The sequence below is a fragment of the Afipia sp. 1NLS2 genome (assembly GCF_000178995.1).
Lineage (GTDB): Bacteria > Pseudomonadota > Alphaproteobacteria > Rhizobiales > Xanthobacteraceae > Afipia.
Genome location: NZ_ADVZ01000007.1, coordinates 1 through 17,425 on the forward strand (window position 1 = coordinate 1; position 17,425 = coordinate 17,425).

Sequence of the window (17,425 nt, forward strand, 5' to 3'; positions counted from 1 at the left end):
AAGGTTTGTTGTCAGGAAGGCCTGGGGTAGCTCTGCGGGCAGGGCGGCCGGGTTTCAGGGATGGTCAGCCGCCGTCGAGCCCCGCGAGGCGTGTTGCCTCTTCGAGATCGTCGGCCTGATTGGCGTTGAAGAACGGATCGAGCGGCGCCGTCGGCCATGAGGCCTGCGCCAGCCGAAAGCGCCGCACGAAGGCATGGGCCTTGCGGAAGTCCTCGACCGTCAGAGCGTGCCGGATGGCATGGCGGAGATCGACATGCCAGATCGCGATGATCGGGTGCATCTGGCCGCCGGATTCGGCGACCGCAATCTCTGCATCATTGTCACGCCGGGCCTGATGCAGGCGAGACACAAGGTTGCGTGGGAGGAAGGGACAGTCGGCGGCCGCGGTGAGGACATATTGAGCATCTGGGCGGTTCGCCGCCGCCCATTCCAGGCCCGCCAGCACGCCTGCGAGCGGTCCGGGGAAATCCGTGACATCGTCAGGCACGACCGGCAGGCCGAATGCGGCGAAACGGGCTGGATCGCCATTGGCATTAAGCACAAGTCCATCGCATTGTGGGGCGAGACGGCCGATCACACGCTCCAGAATAGGCCGCCCGGCAATCAGCCGCATCGGCTTGTCGCCCCCACCCATGCGGCGGGCGAGGCCCCCGGCCAGCAGCACGCCGGGTGTGGGCGGATAGTCATCCTCTATTGCGCGATCGGTCGCCATGATCCCTCAAACCCGCATCGATTCGGCACTTTGCGGCCTTGTGCCGAGCGGCAGTCACGCTATAGCACGCAGACAAGAGTGGGAGAATGCGATGCGGGTGATCGGGCTGGCCGGGTGGAGCGGGGCGGGGAAGACCACGCTGCTGTCGCGTCTCGTGCCTCATCTGATCGGCGAGGGCGCACGTGTGTCCGTTATCAAGCATGCTCATCATGAGTTCGACCTGGACAAGCCGGGCAAGGATTCCTGGGTTCATCGACAGGCCGGTGCGACACAGGTGCTGATCTCTTCGGCCAGACGATGGGCGTTGCTGAACGAACTGCGTGGCGATCCCGAACCGTCGCTTTTCGAGCTGCTGGCGAAAATGGCGCCCGTTGATTACGTCATCATCGAAGGGTTCAAGGCGCAGGGGCACCGCAAGATCGAGATCTATCGCGCGGAGAACGCGAAGCCGTTGATGTTTCCGAACGATCCGAACATCATCGCTGTCGCGACGGACACCCGGGTGGAAAGCGGATTGCCGATGTTCGATCTCGACGACATTCCGGCGATTGCAGATTTCGTGAAAGCACACGCCGAGAATCGTAATGAGCTTTTCGCGCGCGTGGCGGGTTGAAGGATGGCGCAACTTTCAGACGATTGCTTCGCATTCGGCGGCCCGATGATGAGAGTGGATGAGGCGTTGTCCATTATCAGGTCGCGTCTGACACCGGTCGAAGACATCGAGAATGTGAAGTTGTCCAAAGCGGATGGGAGAGTCCTCGCCGCCGATGTGATCGCGCCGATCAATATTCCCTCCTTCATGAACTCGGCCGTGGATGGCTATGCGGTGCGTGGCGAGGACGTTCCTGTCGGCGAAGCATGCGTGTTCAAGGTGCAGGACCGCGTCGCGGCAGGTGCCAGCGCGCGCGAGGCGATCCGGCCCGGTCATGCGATCCGGATTTTCACGGGAGCGCCGATGCCTGCCGGCGCCGACACGGTTTACATGCAGGAAGATGTCGAACTGACGGAAGATGGCACCGTGCTGCTGCCGTCCGGCCTTGCGCGTGGGGCGAACGTGCGTCTGGCTGGCGAGGATATTTCGCAGGGCTCCAGCGCGTTGCCGAAGGGGCGGCTGCTGCGCCCGCAGGACGTCGCGCTGGCTGCGGCGGTTGGGCTAACCGAACTCGCGGTGCACCGGTGTCCGCGCGTGGCTGTCTTCTCGACCGGCAACGAAGTGGTAGCGCCAGGCGAGAGGCGAACAGCGTCGCAACTGTTTGATTCCAATCGCACCATGCTGAGCGCGATGCTGCGCCGTCTCGGGTGCGAGGTGATGGATCTCGGCATTCTTCGCGACGACCGGGTGGCGCTTGCCGCGGCGTTGAAACAGGCTGCGCGGGATTGCGATCTGATTCTGACCACCGGCGGGGTTTCGGCAGGCGAGGAGGACCATGTCAGGGCGGCGATCGAATCCATCGGATCGCTGGTGCTCTGGCGCATGGCGATCAAGCCGGGCCGCCCCGTTGCAATGGGAGTGATCGACGGCACGCCGTTCATCGGGCTGCCAGGTAATCCAGTAGCGGGCTTTGTTACTTTCACTTATGTGGCGCGGCCGGCGATTCTCACCCTTGCCGGGACATTGCCGACCACACCTCTCCCGCTGCGCGTGCGTGCGGAGTTCGATTACCGCAAGAAGGCCGGGCGCCGGGAATATGTCCGCGTGACGCTGAAGCAAGGTAATGACGGGCTTTTCGGCGTTGTGAAGTTTCCGCGCGACGGGGCGGGCCTTTTATCGTCGCTGGTGCAAACCGATGGCCTTGTCGAGCTCGGCGAAGATGTCTCCAGCGTCAAATCAGGCGATATGCTGAACTTCCTGCCGTATTCGAGTTTGCTGTAGCGGCAATGTCTTTTCTCAAACTCGATCTCAGCGGATTGAAATGTCCCCTGCCGGTGTTGCGGACTCGCAAGGCGCTGAAATCCCTGCAGCCGGGCGATAGGCTCGAAGTCGTCTGCACCGATCCGCTCGCAGCGATCGATCTTCCTCATCTCATTTTAGAGACTGGCGACCGCATCGAGATCGTGAAACACGACACGGATGGGATCGTCTTCCTGATCGAGAAACTCGGCCAAGCATAGTCTTCCGCCGGAAATTCCATCGTCAGCCGATAATATGAAGTCGAATTCCATTCGCAGTGGCAGCATTCGCTTCCTGCCAAGATGAATCCTCTCCTGTTCTACCTTTGGATGATCGACATTCGTCGCGCCTTCTGCCCAAATCCGATAGATACCATCTACCTTTTAGATAGATGGGGAATATCAGAAGTCTGTCGGGTTTAGATCATTTGAATACCGCGCGTCGTGATCCTCGCGGACTCGTCGATGCCTTGGGCAACGTCCCTTGTTCGCGTGCAAGCGAAGGCATGGAGAAAAACTGGATCGCACATGGGATTGCAGACCACCCTCTAGAAGTGGCTGTAAGGGGAGAAAACAAATGGCTTCATTTTTAGACCGTGAGAACACGGTCGCAAAACCCGGCTTCAGCCGGTGGATGGTTCCGCCAGCTGCGCTGTGCGTCCATCTTTGTATCGGCCAGGCTTACGCCTACAGCGTGTTCAACCTGCCGATGACCAAGCTGCTCGGCATCACACAATCGGCACCGGGCGATTGGAAACTCACCGAACTCGGCTGGATTTTCTCGCTCGCGATTTTCTTCCTCGGTGTTTCCTCGGCGGTGTTCGGCCGTTGGGTTGAGGAAGGTGGCCCGCGCAAGGCGATGTTCACGGCGGCTTGCTGCTGGGCCGGCGGCTTCTTCCTGTCAGCGATCGGTGTGTACCTGCATACCCTGTGGCTGATCTATCTCGGCTATGGCGTTCTCGGCGGCATCGCGCTCGGCATCGGCTACATTTCGCCGGTCTCGACGCTGATCAAGTGGTTCCCGGATCGTCCCGGCATGGCCACGGGTATGGCCATTATGGGCTTCGGTGGCGGCGCTTTCATTGCCTCGCCGCTCTCGGTCTGGCTGATGAGCAAGTTCAATACGCCGACGCATATCGGTGTCATGGAAACCTTCGTCATTTTGGGTGCGGTGTATTTCTGCTTCATGATCGTCGGCTCGATCATCGTGCGCGTCCCGCCAGCGGGCTGGGTGCCCGAGGGTTACGTGCCACCGGCGACCACGAACAAGATGATCACCCGCAACGACGTGTTCGTTTACGACGCCGTCAAGACCCCTCAGTTCTGGCTGATCTGGTGGGTGTTGTGCTTGAACGTGACCGCCGGTATCGGCGTGCTCGGCCAGGCCTCGGCGATGAGCCAGGAAATGTTCCCGGGTCACATCACGCCGGTTGCGGCCGCGGGCTTTGTCGGTCTGATGAGCTTGTTCAACATGGGTGGCCGGTTCTGCTGGGCATCGCTGTCGGACTACATCGGCCGGCGGAACACCTACTTCGTGTTCATGGTTCTCGGCTTCGTCCTGTACTGCACCGTCCCTTACGCCGGTCTTTCCGGAAACGTCGTGCTGTTCGTCTGCTGCTTCCTCGTCATCATCTCGATGTACGGCGGCGGCTTCTCGACAGTGCCGGCCTATCTCAAGGACATGTTCGGCGTCCGGTATGTCGGCGCTATCCACGGCCTGTTGCTGACGGCTTGGTCGATGGCCGGCATCTTCGGTCCGGTGATCGTCAACTATCTCCGCGAGTACAACATCACTCATGGTGTTCCGAAGGCGCAGGCCTACAACAACACCATGTACATCATGGCAGGTCTGCTGGTGATCGGCTTCATCTGCAACCTCTTGGTCAAAGCGGTGCATTCCCGCTACCACATGGTTGGAGACAAGCCGGGTACCGCTGTCAACACGCTGGCTAGCGCCAAGGCATAAGGAGAGATTGTCATGCAGACCACGCAAGAAGGCGCAACGTCCACGCTGCAACTGATTATCGCTTGGGGCTTCGTCGGCATTCCACTGATTGCCGGCGTGACGCAGACGCTGATCAATGCGATGAAGTTGTTCCAGTAACTTCATCGTTGCCATCCGAAAGCCGTATCTGACGGCTTTCTAAAGCCAGGACAGCGCGAGCTGCCCTGGCTTTTTTATTACCTGTAAAATCGAGGGATGATGACGACTCGGCGCATTTTCCTGTTTGGAACAACGGCTTTACTTGGAGTGGGATGCTCAGGCTCCGTCGCCCTCGCGCGGCCGCTGCAGGATTTGAAGAGCAAGATCTCCCGTATCGAGAGCAGGGTAAAAGGCAGGCTTGGTGTCGCCGTCCTCGACACGGGCTCGGATCGCCGCTTCGGTTACCGGAAGGACGAACGCTTCCCGATGTGCAGCACCTTCAAGCTGATGGCGGCAGCGGCGATACTCAAGCGCGTCGAACAAGGGCAGGAGACGCTAGAGCGGCGCGTGCATTTTTCCCAAAGCGATCTCGTGACTTATTCTCCCGCCACGGAGAAGCATCTCGAGAGCGGCATGACCGTTGCCGAACTGTGCGAGGCGGCGATCACGCTCAGCGACAACACGGCCGGAAATCTCATGCTCGGCATGCTTGGTGGTCCGCCCGGCGTCACGGCCTTCGCGCGCGCATTGGGCGATCCGCTGACGCGGCTCGACCGTACCGAGCTGGCGTTGAATGAAGCCGTACCGGGCGATCCACGCGACACCACGACACCTGCCGCGATGGCGGAGGACCTGCGCAAGCTGATGTTCGGGGGTGCGTTGGCAAAGGCATCGTCGGAGCAATTGAAGGCCTGGCTCCTTGCCAACAAGACGGGCGATGCGCGCCTGCGTGCACGGCTTCCCGCAGGCTGGCGGGTAGGCGACAAGACTGGAAGCGGGGAGCGCGGTTCGACCAATGATGTCGGCATTCTATGGCCGCCCGATGCAGCGCCTCTCATCGCTGCGGTATATCTGACGCAAACCGCAGCATCGATGAACGAGCGCAATGAGGCTCTGGCAGCGGTCGGCGAGGCAGTCGCCGCGGCTTTCAGGGGGCACAGCTAACAACAGCGTGAGATCTGCTTATGGTTGCAAAAGGGGAACTTTTGCGGTGCGGCAGAGTTAGTACGCCAAGTTCTTAATTCCGATAACAGCGAGGCTTGCCATGGATGATGTGATCGACCGCGTAATGACGACCTTCGCCATGATGCGCAGCGTGGATCATGCCCAGCTCGAGGCCTCGCGCATCAAGTTGACCGATTATATCGACAAGCTGACCTCGGAAGGCCAGCACGATGAGCAGCGTCTGGCCGTGCAGGGGCTGGCCTATATGCGCGAGTTGCATGAGGCATCTGGAGTGCACCGGGCCTAGCGCAGTTGCTGGCCTAGTGCAGTTTGACCGGCGGCAGGGTGGTGCGCCGTAGCCTGTCGGCCAGAAACAACGCCGCGGCCCGCAGCCAGCCATGCAGGGCAACGCGGTGCATGTGGTAGAGCGAGACATACAGCACCTTGGCCAGGCTGCCGTTGGCCGGAAAGATAGACTGGCTGTACCTGAACGTCGGAAACTCGCCCGCTGCGCCGCCTTCGCCGAGTGACACCAGCGTGCCGCGCGGCCGGTATTTGAACGGCCCGACGGTCCGGCCGGACAGGCGGCGCTCAATAAGCTTTGCGAGATAGGCAGCCTGCTGGTGCGCGACCTGTGCGGTCGGCGGCACGAGGGCGTTGCCGATATGGGCGGGAGCGGCCGCACAATCCCCTATCGCAAAGATGTCTGCCGCGCCGTCGCAGGCGAGATGGTGATCGACCTTGATTCGGTTGCCCGGCGTCAGCGACAGGCCTTTCAGGCCTGCGACGGTATCGTGCCCCGATACGCCGGAGGCCCAGACCTTGATCTCGCAGGGCACGGTGGCTCCGCTTTTGAGGTGCAGGGCGTCGGCCGTGACCCGCTCGACACTTTCCCCAAGCAGAATGCGAACTCCGAGCTTCTCGAGCACCTTCGTGGCGTGGCGGGAAGTTTTCGGATCGATCGCAGGCAGAATACGCGAGGCCATGTCGACCAGTGTGATGTCGAGCTTTCCACTGGCGCCGAGGCCGCCCCAGCGCTCCATGGCATGAACCGCATGATAAAGCTCGGCGGCAAGTTCGACGCCGGTGGCACCTGCACCGACGATGCCGACCCGGACCCGGTCGAGCCGGCCTGCGCCGACCTGGATGGCTGACTCCAGAAATGCTCGTTGCAGTTTCAGCGCCTGCGCCGGGCTATCGAGCATATGGCAGTATTCGAGAACACCGGGAATGCCGAAATCGTTCACCCGGCTGCCGAGTGCCAGCACCAGCATATCGTAAGGCAAGGTGCGCTCGCCCAGAACCTCGGTGTTGTCCGCCGAGCTCAGGACGCGGTCGAGCGTTACGGTCTTGCCCACGGAATCAATCGACAGGAGGCTGCCGAGGGCGAAATCAAACCCGTGTACGCAGCCATGGGCGAGGTAGTTGGTTTCGTCGTCACCGCTTCCGATCAGGCCGGCTGCGACCTCGTGCAGGCGCGGTTTCCAGAGGTGGGAGGGATTGCGGTCCACCAGCAGAATCTGCGCCTGTTTGCGCCCAAGGCGATGCCCGAGTCGGGTCGCGAGTTCGAGGCCACCAGCGCCTCCGCCAATAATAACGATGCGGGGTAAGGTACTTGGGGTCAGGTTCATTGAGCTTCTCTTGCGTCTGATGGCCGGAAAGCCTGATAGGCTAGTCCGGAACCTCCCATGGCATGAGGCCACAATTAGTTGGAGATGAAGGGCGAATCGTCGGAAATCCGATTCGGGGAAAGGCGCGCTGAGACTGGTGCTGCGGCCTTCGATGGATGGCACGAGGACGCCATATTTGGGTGGTTACCCGTCGCCACGGAAATGGGAGTGAATGGTGCGGGCTTGGGCCCCCTATATCGCGATAGCTGCCTTGGTCGGAGCCGCGACGGCGGTTGCCACGATTGTCGTGCTCGACGATCTCGGTGGCCCCGAGGCGGCTGTTGAACCCGCCGCCGTGGCGGAGCGGACAGCCGATTCCGAGTCGGGTCCCGAGCCTTGGCCGGTGCGCTCCACGGCCGAGATCAAGGCGGACCGCCTCGCCACGCGCGCGCCACCGCCGGTGGTGAGCGTCAGCATGTTTCTCGATACCGCACGGCAGTTCATGGTGGCTTCGGTGGTAGCGCCTGCGCCTCCGCCCGTCCGGCCGACGACGGCGCTTCTCGACGACCAGCAGATCGCGGCGATCAAGGCGCGTCTGAAATTGACCGCCGCGCAGGAGAAATACTGGCCGCCGGTCGAGAGTGCGCTTCGTGAAGTGGTTTCGGCAATGCATGTGACCCGCCGCCAGCCCTCGTCGATGGATGCTGACAATGAGGCGGTGAAACGGTTGATGGCGGCGGCAGGGCCGTTCCTCGCGCAGTTGCGCGCAGACCAGAAAAGCCAGATCCAGTCATTGATGCGGCTCGCGGGCCTCGGCACGCAATTGCCGAATGCGAACTAAACTTTTTCGCCAGCGATGCCTGCAAGTTTCAACACGGTATGGAGCAGGACGTTTGCGCCCGCCGCGCAATCGGCTTGCGTCGCGTCTTCAAGTTCGTTGTGGCTGATGCCGTCCTTGCAGGGGACGAAGATCATCGCTGCCGGCATCACCGCGCTGAGGTTGCAGGCGTCGTGGATGGCGCCGGAGGTGATGCGCCGGCTGGCATAGCCAAGCTCATTGCTGGACTGCGCGATGGCTTCAACCAAGCCTGCGTCGAAGACCGTCGGCTCCTTGCGCCAGACCGGAATGAGTTCGATTCCGACGCCACGGCGTGCCGCGATTTCGGTGACAGCGGTCCTGAATGCGTCATGCAACTTGTCGAGAATATCCGCTGCGTTGCTGCGTGCATCAACGGTGAAATGAATTTCGCCGGGCACGACGTTGCGGGACGCATTCTCGATTTTGGCTTCGCCGATGGTCGCCACGGCATTTGGCCCATGTGTCATGGCAGACTGTTCGACAGCCAGTGCCAGCTCGGACAGAGCCAGGAGCGCGTCATGTCGCAACGGCATCGGCGTGGTGCCGGCATGGCTGGCGAAACCGGTGATCGAGCCGTCGAACCATGCAATGCCCTGGCCGCGTTCGACGACGCCGATGGTCTTGTTCTCGGCTTCGAGAATGGGGCCTTGTTCGATGTGCAGTTCGACAAAGCCCGCGAATTTCCGCGCGCCGACCGCTTCATTGCCGCGATAGCCGATGCGATCGAGCGCGTCGGCTACGCTGATGCCGTTGGAGTCGCGGCGGCCCAGAATATTCTCGGTGTCGTATTCACCGGCATAAGCGGCCGACGCCATCGTCGCGGGCGCGAAGCGCGAGCCTTCCTCATTGGTCCAGTTGACGAGGCAGAGCGGCGCGTCGGTCTCGATCCCGGCATCGTTCAGGGTACGGATCACCTCCAGCGCGGCGAGGGTGCCGAGCACGCCATCATACTTGCCGCCTGTTGGCTGAGTATCGAGATGCGAGCCGAGGCCGACTGGCAGTTTGGAATGATCGCGGCCGGCCCGCAGGGCATACATCGTGCCGAGCGCATCGACATGGACCTCGCAACCGGCCGCCTCACAAGCAGCGCGAAACCAGTCGCGCACCTGCTTGTCTTCTTCGCTGAGGGTGAGGCGCTTGACGCCGCCTTTGGCCGTGCCGCCGAATTTTGCGGTATCATGAATGTCGCGCCACAACCGCCCGGAATCGATCTGCAGGTTGCTCGGCTTCATCGTGTCATCCGATTGTCTGTCACCAGCCGCGCGCGACCGGCCACACCGCCTCGACCTTGTCACCACGGCAGGCAACGAGCCAGTCATGCAGGTTGACGGTTGGGTCGCAATGGCCGGGGATCAGCTTGAGTTTGTCGCCCGGTTTGACGGTGGCCTGCGGTGACAATTGCAGCGTGCCGTGCTCGTCGGTGGCCTTGATGTAGGTGACGCCGGGAGCCTCATACGCGACCGGCAGGCCGCTTTCGGCGCTGAGCGATTTCAGGCCTGCGTCGCACACCGCGCGGCCAGGGGCGGCTGCGCTGATGACGCTCGCCAGAATGAACAGCGCGTTGCGGAAAGGGTAGGCAGTGTCGTTGCGGCCATAATCGGCGTCCATGAACACGTACGAGCCGCATTGCAGTTCATTGTAGACGCCGCTGATCATTTCGTTTTCGTAGGAGCCCGTGCCTGCGCCGGCGATGACGTCGCAGGGAAGCCCTGCCGTACGCAACGCATCGGCCGTCTCGCGTGCGAAGGCGGCGGCCTTGGCGATGGCGGCGACACGTTCCTCGGGGTGGCGCAGATGCTGCGCGGTGCCGTGATAGGCCTGCAAGCCCGAGAAGTGCAGGTTCTTGTGCTTGGCGACGTCCTTGGCCAGTGCCACGGCCTCGGCGGCAGAAGTGACGCCGCAGCGTCCCATGCCGACATCGATCTCGATCAGGACGTCGAAGGTGATGTCAGCTTCGCGCGCGGCGTCCGCCAGCACCTTGACCTGATCGACGTGATCGACACAGACGCCGACCTTGGCCGTGCGTGCCACCTGCGCAAGGCGCTTGGCCTTCTCCACGCCGATGATTTCATTGGAGAGGAGAATGCTGTTAATGCCGCCTGCCGCCATCGCCTCGGCTTCGGCGACATTCTGGCAGCACATCCGGGCGGCACCCGCCGCCATTTGGCGCCTGGCGATCTCGACGCTTTTATGGGCCTTGGCGTGTGGCGTGACGCGCACGGACGGATAGGCCGCCACCCGCGCTGCCAGCGCCTTGATGTTGGCTTCCATCGCGTCGAGATCGACGATCAGCGCCGGGGTTTCGACCTGCGCGATCGTCATGCCTGGCTCGGCGGGGCGGCGGCCTGTCATCTTTCAGATCCTCACTTGCCGGTGAAGACCGGCTTGCGCTTTTCCATGAACGCCTTGCGGCCTTCCTCGTAATCACTGCTCGCGAAGCATTTATCGACCATCGCGTGGCATTTTGCCATATCGCGCGCGCTCTCGTCCTTGACGATTTCGCCGACGATGAACTTGATCGAGCCGATGGTCAGCGGCGCGTTGCCTGCGATGGTTGCGGCGTAGTCCCTGACGTAGGTCTCGAGCTGATCGTCCGGCAGCACGCGATTAGCAAACCCCATGGTGCGCGCTTCTTCCGCATCGAATTGCCGGGCGGTATAGAAGATTTCCTTGGTGAAGGAGGGGCCGACGATGTCGAGCAACCGTTTCACGCCGGGATAGCCATAGCCGACGCTGAGTTTCGCGGCGGGGACGGCGAAGCGCGAATTCTCCGTGCAGATGCGGATGTCACAGCAACTTGCGAGCCCCATACCACCTCCGACGCAGTAACCGCGGATCATGGCAATGGTCGGCTTGGGGCAATTGTAGACGGAGGCATAGCCTGCCTCGACCGCTTTGTTGTAGGTGTCGGCGCCATTGTTGGACGCGCGCTCCTCAGCGAATTTCGAGATATCCGCGCCGGAGACGAACGCCTTTTCGCCCGCGCCGGTGATGATGACCACGCGAATAGCCGGGTCGGCGGAAAAGTCATTCATGATCTCGGCGCAAGCCTGCCACATCTCCAGCGACACCGCGTTATGCCGCGCCGGATTGTTGAAGGTCAGGGTGCCGATCGCGCCATCTCTGCGAGCGATCATCTTGTCGGTTGTGGTCATGATGCGCCTCGCTGTCAGACGGCTTTGCTTTGTTTCAGCGCGGCGATTTCCTCGTCGCTGAACTCGAATTCCCGCAGCAGTTCGTCGGTGTGCTCTCCGACCTCGGGGGGCGGGGCGACAAAGCGGCTCGGGGTCCGCGACAGCGAGAAGGGCTGCCTCACCAGATTCACGTCGCGGTTGCCGGTGCCGGGCACTTTCGCGACGAGATCGAGATGCTTCACCTGAGCATCCTCGAACACCTTGTCGATGGTGTAGATCGGCCCGCAAGGCACGCCGGCCTTGTTCAGTTTCTCGATCCATTCGGCGGTGGTCGCGCTGCTGGTGACTTTTTCAATCTCGGCGTTCAGCGCGTCGCGGTTTTCCGAGCGCATTTTCGGATTGCGATATTCAGCCTGTTCGATCAGGTCGCTACGGCCGAGCGCATGTGCGAGACGCTCCCAGATCACCTGTCCGGTGGCGGCGATGTTCATATAGCCGTCCGAGGTTTTGAACACGCCGGTCGGGATCATGGTCGGGTGGTTGTTGCCAGCCTGCTTCGGCACGTCATGCTGCATCAGCCAGCGCGCGGCCTGGAAATCCAGCATGAAAATCTGCGAATGCAGCAGGGAGGTCTGGACGGCCTGGCCTTCGCCGGACACCTCACGCTCCAGTAGCGCTGTGAGGATGCCCATCGCGCAGAACAGGCCGGAGGTGAGATCGGCGATCGGAATGCCGACGCGCATCGGGCCTTCGCCCGGCGCACCGGTGATCGACATCAGGCCGCCCATGCCCTGGGCGATCTGATCGAAGCCCGGCCGCTTGGCGTAAGGCCCATCCTGACCGAAGCCGGAGATGCTGGCATAGACGATGCGCGGGTTGATCTTGCGCAGCGTCTCATAGTCGATGCCCAGCCGCGCCTTCACGTCGGGGCGGAAATTCTCCACCACCACGTCGGCCTTTTCGACCATGCGATAGAAAGCCTTTTTCCCGGCCTCGTTCTTCAGGTCGATCGTCATCGCGCGCTTGTTGCGATGCAGGTTCTGGAAGTCGGGACCATGCCTTGCACCGCCAAGCTGCTCGTCGTCGGGAATATCGGTCGGCGCTTCCAGTTTGACGACATTCGCGCCCCAATCCGCGAGCTGCCGCACGGCGGTCGGGCCCGCGCGGACGCGGGTGAGATCCAGCACGGTGAAGCGCGACAGCGCATCGGACGCTTTTGGGACAGGCATGGACGTTTCCGTTTCTTGTATTTTTGAACAAAGAGTGAGGGTCGAAACAGCTCTCGTACGTGCCTGTAGCGTGGCTAGCCGGCGTCCGCCTTCAGCCCCGCAGCCTGAATGCCCGCGATGCAGCAGGTCTCGTCGTTGTCGGACGTGTCGCCGCTGATGCCGACTGCGCCCACCACGTCACCGTTTGAGTCCTTGATGAGCACGCCGCCCGGAACGGGAATCAGTGCGCCGCGCGCCATGGTGTTGGCGGCGTCGATGAAATAGGGCTGTTCGTTGGCGCGCTTGAACAGCGCGCGCGACCCGACGCCCATCGCGAGCGCGCCATAGGCTTTGCCGTGAGCCACTTCATGGCGCATCAGGCTCGTGCCGTCCTGGAGAACGGAGGCCTTGATGCAGCCGCGCGCGTCGAGCACGACGACCGCCATCGGCTTGGTCTTCAGTTCAGCGATCTTGGCCAAGGCGGCGTCAAGAATCTTGCGGGCGGTGTCGAGCTTGAGTGTCATGGCTGTTTCCTCGTGAAGGGTATGAGATACAGCTTTTCAGCATGTTGCCTTTCGCCGATCAAGCGCCCGGGCCGGAATGGCTGTCAGGACGATGACCGAGGCTCATCGCCAGGACCCGCGCGACGTGCAGCGCGCCGCGCCCGGTGCCGTCCTTGATCTGATGACGGCAGGAGGTGCCGTCGGCGACGATGATGGCCTCGGCGGACGCCTTGCGCACGGCAGGCAGCAATTTCAGTTCGGCCATGGCGATGGATTCATCGTAGGTGTCTGCGCCGTAGCCGAAGGCTCCCGCCATGCCGCAGCAACTCGACTCGATGACTTCGACATCGAGATTCGGCACCAGCCGCAGAATCTTCTGCACCGGGGTGAAGGCATCGAACGATTTCTGGTGACAGTGGCCGTGGACCATCGCCTTCGGTGCGATGGGCTTCAACGGCAGTTGCAATCTGCCTGCGGCAGCTTCCCGGGCGAGAAATTCCTCGAACAGCAACGCCTGAGCCGACACCGCCTTGGCGGTTTCATCGCTGCGAAGGGAAAGCAGCTCGTCGCGCAGCGTCAGCAGGCAGCTTGGCTCCAGTCCGATAATTGGAACACCGCGCTCCGCAAACGGTGCAAAGGCGGTGACAAGGCGATCCAGTTCCTCGCGAGCCTTGCCGACAAGTCCGGCGGACAGGAAGGTGCGGCCGCAACACAGCGGCCGTGTGCCGGTCGTGGGTTTCGGCACGTGCACGCGGTAACCGCCTGCGATCAGCACGCTGAGCGCGTCGTCGAGGTTCTCGCGTTCATAGGCGCGGTTGAAGGTGTCGGCGAACAGCACCACTTCGGGTCCGCCTTCCGGGCCGAACACCGTGCCGTTCGGCGCGAACGTGTCGCGCCGCCATTCCGGCAGATCGCGCCGTGCGCTGAAGCCCGCGATCTTTTCCAACGCCCAGCGCAAGAATTTGCTCCTGTTACGCAGGTTCACCACTGGCGCGAACGTGGAAGCAAAACCTGCGTAATACGGCAGGTAGCCGACGAGGCGGTTACGCAGCGTGAGGCCGTGAGTCTTCACCCGCGCCGCCAGCACCTCGATCTTCATCTTGGCCATGTCGACGCCGGTGGGGCATTCGCGGCGGCAGGCCTTGCAGGAGACGCACAGCTTCATCGTCTCCATCATTTCGTCGGACGACAGCGCGTCGGGGCCGAGCTGGCCGGAAATCGCGAGGCGCAGCGTGTTGGCGCGGCCGCGCGTCACATCCTTCTCGTTGCGCGTGGCGCGATAGGACGGGCACATCACGCCGCCTTCGAGCTTGCGGCACGCGCCGTTGTTGTTGCACATCTCGACCGCGCCCTGAAAGCCGCCGGCAGCGCCGGGATACGCGGACCAGTCGAGTTCGGTTTTGAAATCCTCGACCTTGTAGCCGGGCTTGAAGCGGAACAGCGAGCGGTCGTCCATCTTTGGCGGATGCACGATCTTGCCGGGGTTGAGCGTGCCCTGCGGGTCGAAACGCTGCTTTATTTCCTCGAAGTCGCGCACGATGCGCGGGCCGAACATCTGCTCGTGGAATTCGGAGCGGACCAGACCGTCGCCATGCTCGCCGGAGTGCGAGCCCTTGAATTCGCGCACCATGGCGAAGGCTTCTTCGGCGATGGCGCGCATCGCCTTGACGTCTTTCTCCAGTCGCAGGTTGAGCACCGGGCGGACATGCAGGCAGCCCTCGGAGGCGTGGGCATACATCGTCGGGCTGGTACCGTGCTTGGCGAAGATTTTGTTCAGCCGGTCGGTGTATTCGGCGAGATGCGGTAGCGGCACCGCGCAATCCTCGACGAAAGACACCGGCTTGCCGGCGGTCTTCATCGACATCATCACGTTCAGGCCGGAGGTGCGGAAATCGGTGATCGACGCCTGGATCGCAGGCTCGATGATATCGACCACGCCGCCCCATTTGCGTGGCGGGTTATTCCAGGAAAAACCGAGGTCGCCCATCAGTTCGTTGAGTTGCTTTAGTTTGGCGAGGTTGATGTCCTGATTTTCTTCCGCGAATTCGACGATCAGCAAGGCTTCTGGCTCGCCGCGTACCACCGCTTCGATGGTCGGGCGGAACATCGCGATGTCGCGGCCGAGCGCGATCATGGTCTTGTCGACAAGCTCGACAGCGATCGGCTTGAGCTTCACCAGATGCTGCGCGGCATCCATTGCCTCATAGAAACTGCCGAAATGGCAGACGCCGAATACCTTGGTGCCGAGCAGCGGCCAGAGCTTCAGTTCGACTTGCGTGGTGAAGGCGAGGGTGCCCTCGGAGCCGACAAGGATATGGGCGAGATTGTTGGTGGGTCCGTTGGGCGTCAGCGCATCGAGATTGTATCCGCCGACGCGGCGCTGGACAGTCGGAAAACGATCGGTGATTTCACCGGCCTCGCGGCTACCTAACGCCAGCAGATCGCGGAACAGATCGCGTCCCGGTGCTTCGACGTTCGGCCATGCGGCGTCGCGCTCGACCGGGCCGAAATGCAGTTCGGTGCCGTCGGCGAGGGCGGCATCCATCGCAATCGTATTGTCGCGCATGGTGCCGTAGCGCAGCGAACGGCCGCCGCACGAGTTGTTGCCCGCCATGCCGCCGATAGTGGCGCGCGAGGCGGTCGAGACATCGACCGGAAACCACAGGCCGTGTTTTTTCAGCTGGCGGTTGAGGTCGTCCAGCACGATGCCGGGCTCGACCACGCAGGTGCGCTTCTCGACATCCAGCGAAACGACCTTGTTGAGGTATTTGGAAACGTCGACGACGAGGCCGTTGTTAATGGTCTGGCCGCATTGCGAGGTGCCCCCGCCGCGCGGGGTGACGACATAACCCTCGTCGCGGGCAATCGCCATTGCGGCGAGAGCTTCCGCCTTGGTACGCGGCGCGACCACGCCGAACGGCATGATCTGGTAGAAGGACGCATCGGTAGCGTAGCGGCCCCGCGAGAAGGCGTCGAACATGACGTCGCCGGTGATCTCGGCGCGCAGCCGCTGCTCGAGTTTCGATCCTGCCCCGTTCGCCATGCTCATTCCCTGAACGATTTCGCGGCTGCTTGTGGCGGCCACGACCATCTCGAATATTTCCGGAGAAAGCCCACCCGCCGGAGTCAGCCCGATAGGGCATCATCCTTATTGCGGCTGTGCCTTCCGAGCGATTTCATGGGGCAACCAGCCCCGAGCCGTCCCGGATCAAGCTCAACGCGTCTGAATTGGTAGGGGGCGCAAATATAAAATGCAAAAGAAATCGCCGGATCGCAAATTTTTGTATGCAAAAATTGCGATATCTTAGCTTGTGGCGGACGAGGCGGTATCCGACTGCTGCTGCATCGGTTCCATGGCGGCGCGCCGCTTGTTTCTCAAATGATGGAACAGGATCTCGGAGAGCTCGGCGCCGGCGCGGCGGCGGAGCGCGTCGAGGATCATTTCGTGCTCGCGCATTGCTTCGCCCCAGCGCTCTTTTTCACGCGCGAAGTTGGCCGAGTAACGCACGCGGCGGATGCGTCCGGCGAGGGTGGCGTAGGTCGACTGCAGGGTGTGATTGCGCGAGGCCGCCAGGATTTTCTGGTGGATCGCCTGGTTGGCGCGGAAGTAGTTGTGCATGTCCTTGCGCAGATAAAAGCCGTACATCTCGTGATGCAACTGCTCGATCTCGGCGACTTCCGCGTCGGTAATGTTCTCGCAAGCAAGCCTGCCGGACAGGGCTTCCAGCCCTCCCATCAAGTCGAACAGTTCGTGCAGATCGCGCTCGCTTAGCGCACGGACGCGCGCCCCGCGATTAGGCAAGAGCTCAACGATGCCCTCCGATGCAAGCACCTTGAGCGCCTCGCGCAGCGGCGTGCGGGAAATGCCGAGCAGTTCGCACAACTCGCGTTCAAGAATTCGCCCGCCGTCGGGGATGTTACCCTCGACGATGTGATCCCGCAGCCGCGACAGCGTTTCGTCGTGGAGGGAGGTCTCTTCCTTAACGTCCACGGGCTCGTCGGAGTGAAGTGTCGCAACTGAAACAGTCATGATGGAATCGCCGGTTTTTCTGACGTGACTTTAATCTGGCAGGGAATAATTAGCGAGTTATTTTTTGAATTCAAAATTTATGTTGCATTCAAAAAAATTAGATGCAATCCTCTCACCTGCTAACAGGGAGAGGGTCGGGCGCAAGGTCACGACCCCTAAAGGGCGATGGCATGCAAGCCGTGCCGCCAGACCAAGAGGGTTGAAGGTTATGACCGGTTTCCAAGGGCGCCATTTTCTTCAAATCCCTGGTCCGAGCCCTGTTCCGGATCGGGTGCTGCGGGCGATGGACATGCCGGTCATCGACCATCGCAGCGCCGAATTTGCCGAGCTCGGCAAGGCGGTGCTGAGCGGCTCGCAGAAGATTTTCCAGACCTCGGGCCCCGTGGTGATC

General features: G+C 61.9%; 17 protein-coding genes and 1 pseudogene. 9 read left to right on the forward strand and 9 right to left on the reverse strand.

What is annotated here, in order from left to right:
• Window positions 1–64: 64 nt before the first annotated feature.
• Entirely contained in the window at window positions 65–712 is a 648-nt protein-coding gene (gene mobA, locus AFIDRAFT_RS18960; protein ID WP_009341294.1) for a molybdenum cofactor guanylyltransferase MobA, read from the reverse strand.
• A gap of 91 nt (window positions 713–803) precedes the next feature.
• On the opposite strand from mobA, the gene mobB reads away from it, so the two are divergent.
• The 7 genes from mobB (at window position 804) to AFIDRAFT_RS18990 (ending at window position 5,997) form a co-directional block, all read left to right on the forward strand.
• Window positions 804–1,325: a molybdopterin-guanine dinucleotide biosynthesis protein B gene (gene mobB / locus AFIDRAFT_RS18965; protein WP_009341295.1), complete on the forward strand. Its 522-nt coding sequence runs from the start codon at window positions 804–806 to the stop codon at window positions 1,323–1,325.
• Window positions 1,326–1,328: 3 nt separating this feature from the next.
• Window positions 1,329–2,585, forward strand: a complete 1,257-nt coding sequence (locus AFIDRAFT_RS18970) for a molybdopterin molybdotransferase MoeA (protein ID WP_009341296.1) — start codon at window positions 1,329–1,331, stop codon at window positions 2,583–2,585.
• Window positions 2,586–2,590: 5 nt separating this feature from the next.
• A complete protein-coding gene (locus tag AFIDRAFT_RS18975; protein ID WP_009341297.1) occupies window positions 2,591–2,824 on the forward strand; it encodes a sulfurtransferase TusA family protein in 234 nt (77 codons plus the stop codon).
• Between the two features lie 355 nt (window positions 2,825–3,179).
• Window positions 3,180–4,568 carry an L-lactate MFS transporter gene (locus AFIDRAFT_RS18980; RefSeq protein ID WP_009341298.1) on the forward strand — a complete coding sequence of 463 codons (1,389 nt, stop codon included), beginning with the start codon at window positions 3,180–3,182 and terminating at the stop codon, window positions 4,566–4,568.
• Window positions 4,569–4,580: 12 nt separating this feature from the next.
• Window positions 4,581–4,706 (forward strand): MFS transporter small subunit, encoded by a 126-nt coding sequence (locus AFIDRAFT_RS20390; protein ID WP_009341299.1) that lies wholly within the window; start codon window positions 4,581–4,583, stop codon window positions 4,704–4,706.
• A gap of 99 nt (window positions 4,707–4,805) precedes the next feature.
• Window positions 4,806–5,690, forward strand: coding sequence for a class A beta-lactamase (gene bla, locus AFIDRAFT_RS18985; RefSeq protein ID WP_009341300.1), 885 nt, complete (start codon window positions 4,806–4,808; stop codon window positions 5,688–5,690).
• A 100-nt stretch (window positions 5,691–5,790) separates the two neighbouring features.
• On the forward strand, window positions 5,791–5,997 hold the full coding sequence (locus tag AFIDRAFT_RS18990; protein ID WP_009341301.1) for a hypothetical protein: 207 nt from the start codon (window positions 5,791–5,793) through the stop codon (window positions 5,995–5,997).
• A gap of 13 nt (window positions 5,998–6,010) precedes the next feature.
• Here the strand turns inward: AFIDRAFT_RS18990 and AFIDRAFT_RS18995 are convergent, their stop codons facing one another.
• Window positions 6,011–7,321 (reverse strand): NAD(P)/FAD-dependent oxidoreductase, encoded by a 1,311-nt coding sequence (locus tag AFIDRAFT_RS18995; protein ID WP_009341302.1) that lies wholly within the window; start codon window positions 7,319–7,321, stop codon window positions 6,011–6,013.
• A 211-nt stretch (window positions 7,322–7,532) separates the two neighbouring features.
• Between AFIDRAFT_RS18995 and AFIDRAFT_RS19000 the strand changes: the two genes are divergently transcribed.
• Window positions 7,533–8,141, forward strand: a complete 609-nt coding sequence (locus AFIDRAFT_RS19000; RefSeq protein ID WP_009341303.1) for a hypothetical protein — start codon at window positions 7,533–7,535, stop codon at window positions 8,139–8,141.
• Here AFIDRAFT_RS19000 and AFIDRAFT_RS19005 read toward each other — a convergent pair.
• The 7 genes from AFIDRAFT_RS19005 to AFIDRAFT_RS19035 form a co-directional block, all read right to left on the reverse strand.
• Complete coding sequence (locus tag AFIDRAFT_RS19005) at window positions 8,138–9,391, reverse strand: Zn-dependent hydrolase (RefSeq protein ID WP_009341304.1); 1,254 nt, start codon at window positions 9,389–9,391, stop codon at window positions 8,138–8,140. The genes AFIDRAFT_RS19000 and AFIDRAFT_RS19005 overlap by 4 nt on opposite strands.
• Window positions 9,392–9,410: 19 nt before the next feature.
• Entirely contained in the window at window positions 9,411–10,511 is a 1,101-nt protein-coding gene (locus tag AFIDRAFT_RS19010) for a DSD1 family PLP-dependent enzyme (protein ID WP_009341305.1), read from the reverse strand.
• Window positions 10,512–10,522: 11 nt separating this feature from the next.
• Window positions 10,523–11,314 (reverse strand): enoyl-CoA hydratase, encoded by a 792-nt coding sequence (locus AFIDRAFT_RS19015; protein ID WP_009341306.1) that lies wholly within the window; start codon window positions 11,312–11,314, stop codon window positions 10,523–10,525.
• A 14-nt stretch (window positions 11,315–11,328) separates the two neighbouring features.
• Window positions 11,329–12,522: a CaiB/BaiF CoA transferase family protein gene (locus AFIDRAFT_RS19020; protein WP_009341307.1), complete on the reverse strand. Its 1,194-nt coding sequence runs from the start codon at window positions 12,520–12,522 to the stop codon at window positions 11,329–11,331.
• Window positions 12,523–12,596: 74 nt separating this feature from the next.
• Window positions 12,597–13,025 carry a GlcG/HbpS family heme-binding protein gene (locus tag AFIDRAFT_RS19025; RefSeq protein WP_009341308.1) on the reverse strand — a complete coding sequence of 143 codons (429 nt, stop codon included), beginning with the start codon at window positions 13,023–13,025 and terminating at the stop codon, window positions 12,597–12,599.
• Window positions 13,026–13,083: 58 nt separating this feature from the next.
• Window positions 13,084–16,047, reverse strand: coding sequence for an FAD-binding and (Fe-S)-binding domain-containing protein (locus tag AFIDRAFT_RS19030; protein WP_083801672.1), 2,964 nt, complete (start codon window positions 16,045–16,047; stop codon window positions 13,084–13,086).
• A gap of 261 nt (window positions 16,048–16,308) precedes the next feature.
• Entirely contained in the window at window positions 16,309–17,034 is a 726-nt protein-coding gene (locus tag AFIDRAFT_RS19035; protein ID WP_009341310.1) for a GntR family transcriptional regulator, read from the reverse strand.
• Window positions 17,035–17,242: 208 nt separating this feature from the next.
• On the opposite strand from AFIDRAFT_RS19035, the pseudogene AFIDRAFT_RS20315 reads away from it, so the two are divergent.
• Window positions 17,243–17,425 (forward strand): annotated as a pseudogene (locus AFIDRAFT_RS20315) (serine--glyoxylate aminotransferase); the annotation flags it as partial.

What these genes read in the sequence shown, in the direction of transcription:
- mobA (WP_009341294.1), bottom strand. Translation starts at nt 712, where the DNA reads ATGGCGACCGATCGCGCAATAGAGGATGACTATCCGCCCACACCCGGC.
- mobB (WP_009341295.1), top strand. Translation starts at nt 804, where the DNA reads ATGCGGGTGATCGGGCTGGCCGGGTGGAGCGGGGCGGGGAAGACCACG.
- AFIDRAFT_RS18970 (WP_009341296.1), top strand. Translation starts at nt 1,329, where the DNA reads ATGGCGCAACTTTCAGACGATTGCTTCGCATTCGGCGGCCCGATGATG.
- AFIDRAFT_RS18975 (WP_009341297.1), top strand. Translation starts at nt 2,591, where the DNA reads ATGTCTTTTCTCAAACTCGATCTCAGCGGATTGAAATGTCCCCTGCCG.
- AFIDRAFT_RS18980 (WP_009341298.1), top strand. Translation starts at nt 3,180, where the DNA reads ATGGCTTCATTTTTAGACCGTGAGAACACGGTCGCAAAACCCGGCTTC.
- AFIDRAFT_RS20390 (WP_009341299.1), top strand. Translation starts at nt 4,581, where the DNA reads ATGCAGACCACGCAAGAAGGCGCAACGTCCACGCTGCAACTGATTATC.
- bla (WP_009341300.1), top strand. Translation starts at nt 4,806, where the DNA reads ATGACGACTCGGCGCATTTTCCTGTTTGGAACAACGGCTTTACTTGGA.
- AFIDRAFT_RS18990 (WP_009341301.1), top strand. Translation starts at nt 5,791, where the DNA reads ATGGATGATGTGATCGACCGCGTAATGACGACCTTCGCCATGATGCGC.
- AFIDRAFT_RS18995 (WP_009341302.1), bottom strand. Translation starts at nt 7,321, where the DNA reads ATGAACCTGACCCCAAGTACCTTACCCCGCATCGTTATTATTGGCGGA.
- AFIDRAFT_RS19000 (WP_009341303.1), top strand. Translation starts at nt 7,533, where the DNA reads ATGGTGCGGGCTTGGGCCCCCTATATCGCGATAGCTGCCTTGGTCGGA.
- AFIDRAFT_RS19005 (WP_009341304.1), bottom strand. Translation starts at nt 9,391, where the DNA reads ATGAAGCCGAGCAACCTGCAGATCGATTCCGGGCGGTTGTGGCGCGAC.
- AFIDRAFT_RS19010 (WP_009341305.1), bottom strand. Translation starts at nt 10,511, where the DNA reads ATGACAGGCCGCCGCCCCGCCGAGCCAGGCATGACGATCGCGCAGGTC.
- AFIDRAFT_RS19015 (WP_009341306.1), bottom strand. Translation starts at nt 11,314, where the DNA reads ATGACCACAACCGACAAGATGATCGCTCGCAGAGATGGCGCGATCGGC.
- AFIDRAFT_RS19020 (WP_009341307.1), bottom strand. Translation starts at nt 12,522, where the DNA reads ATGCCTGTCCCAAAAGCGTCCGATGCGCTGTCGCGCTTCACCGTGCTG.
- AFIDRAFT_RS19025 (WP_009341308.1), bottom strand. Translation starts at nt 13,025, where the DNA reads ATGACACTCAAGCTCGACACCGCCCGCAAGATTCTTGACGCCGCCTTG.
- AFIDRAFT_RS19030 (WP_083801672.1), bottom strand. Translation starts at nt 16,047, where the DNA reads ATGGCGAACGGGGCAGGATCGAAACTCGAGCAGCGGCTGCGCGCCGAG.
- AFIDRAFT_RS19035 (WP_009341310.1), bottom strand. Translation starts at nt 17,034, where the DNA reads ATGACTGTTTCAGTTGCGACACTTCACTCCGACGAGCCCGTGGACGTT.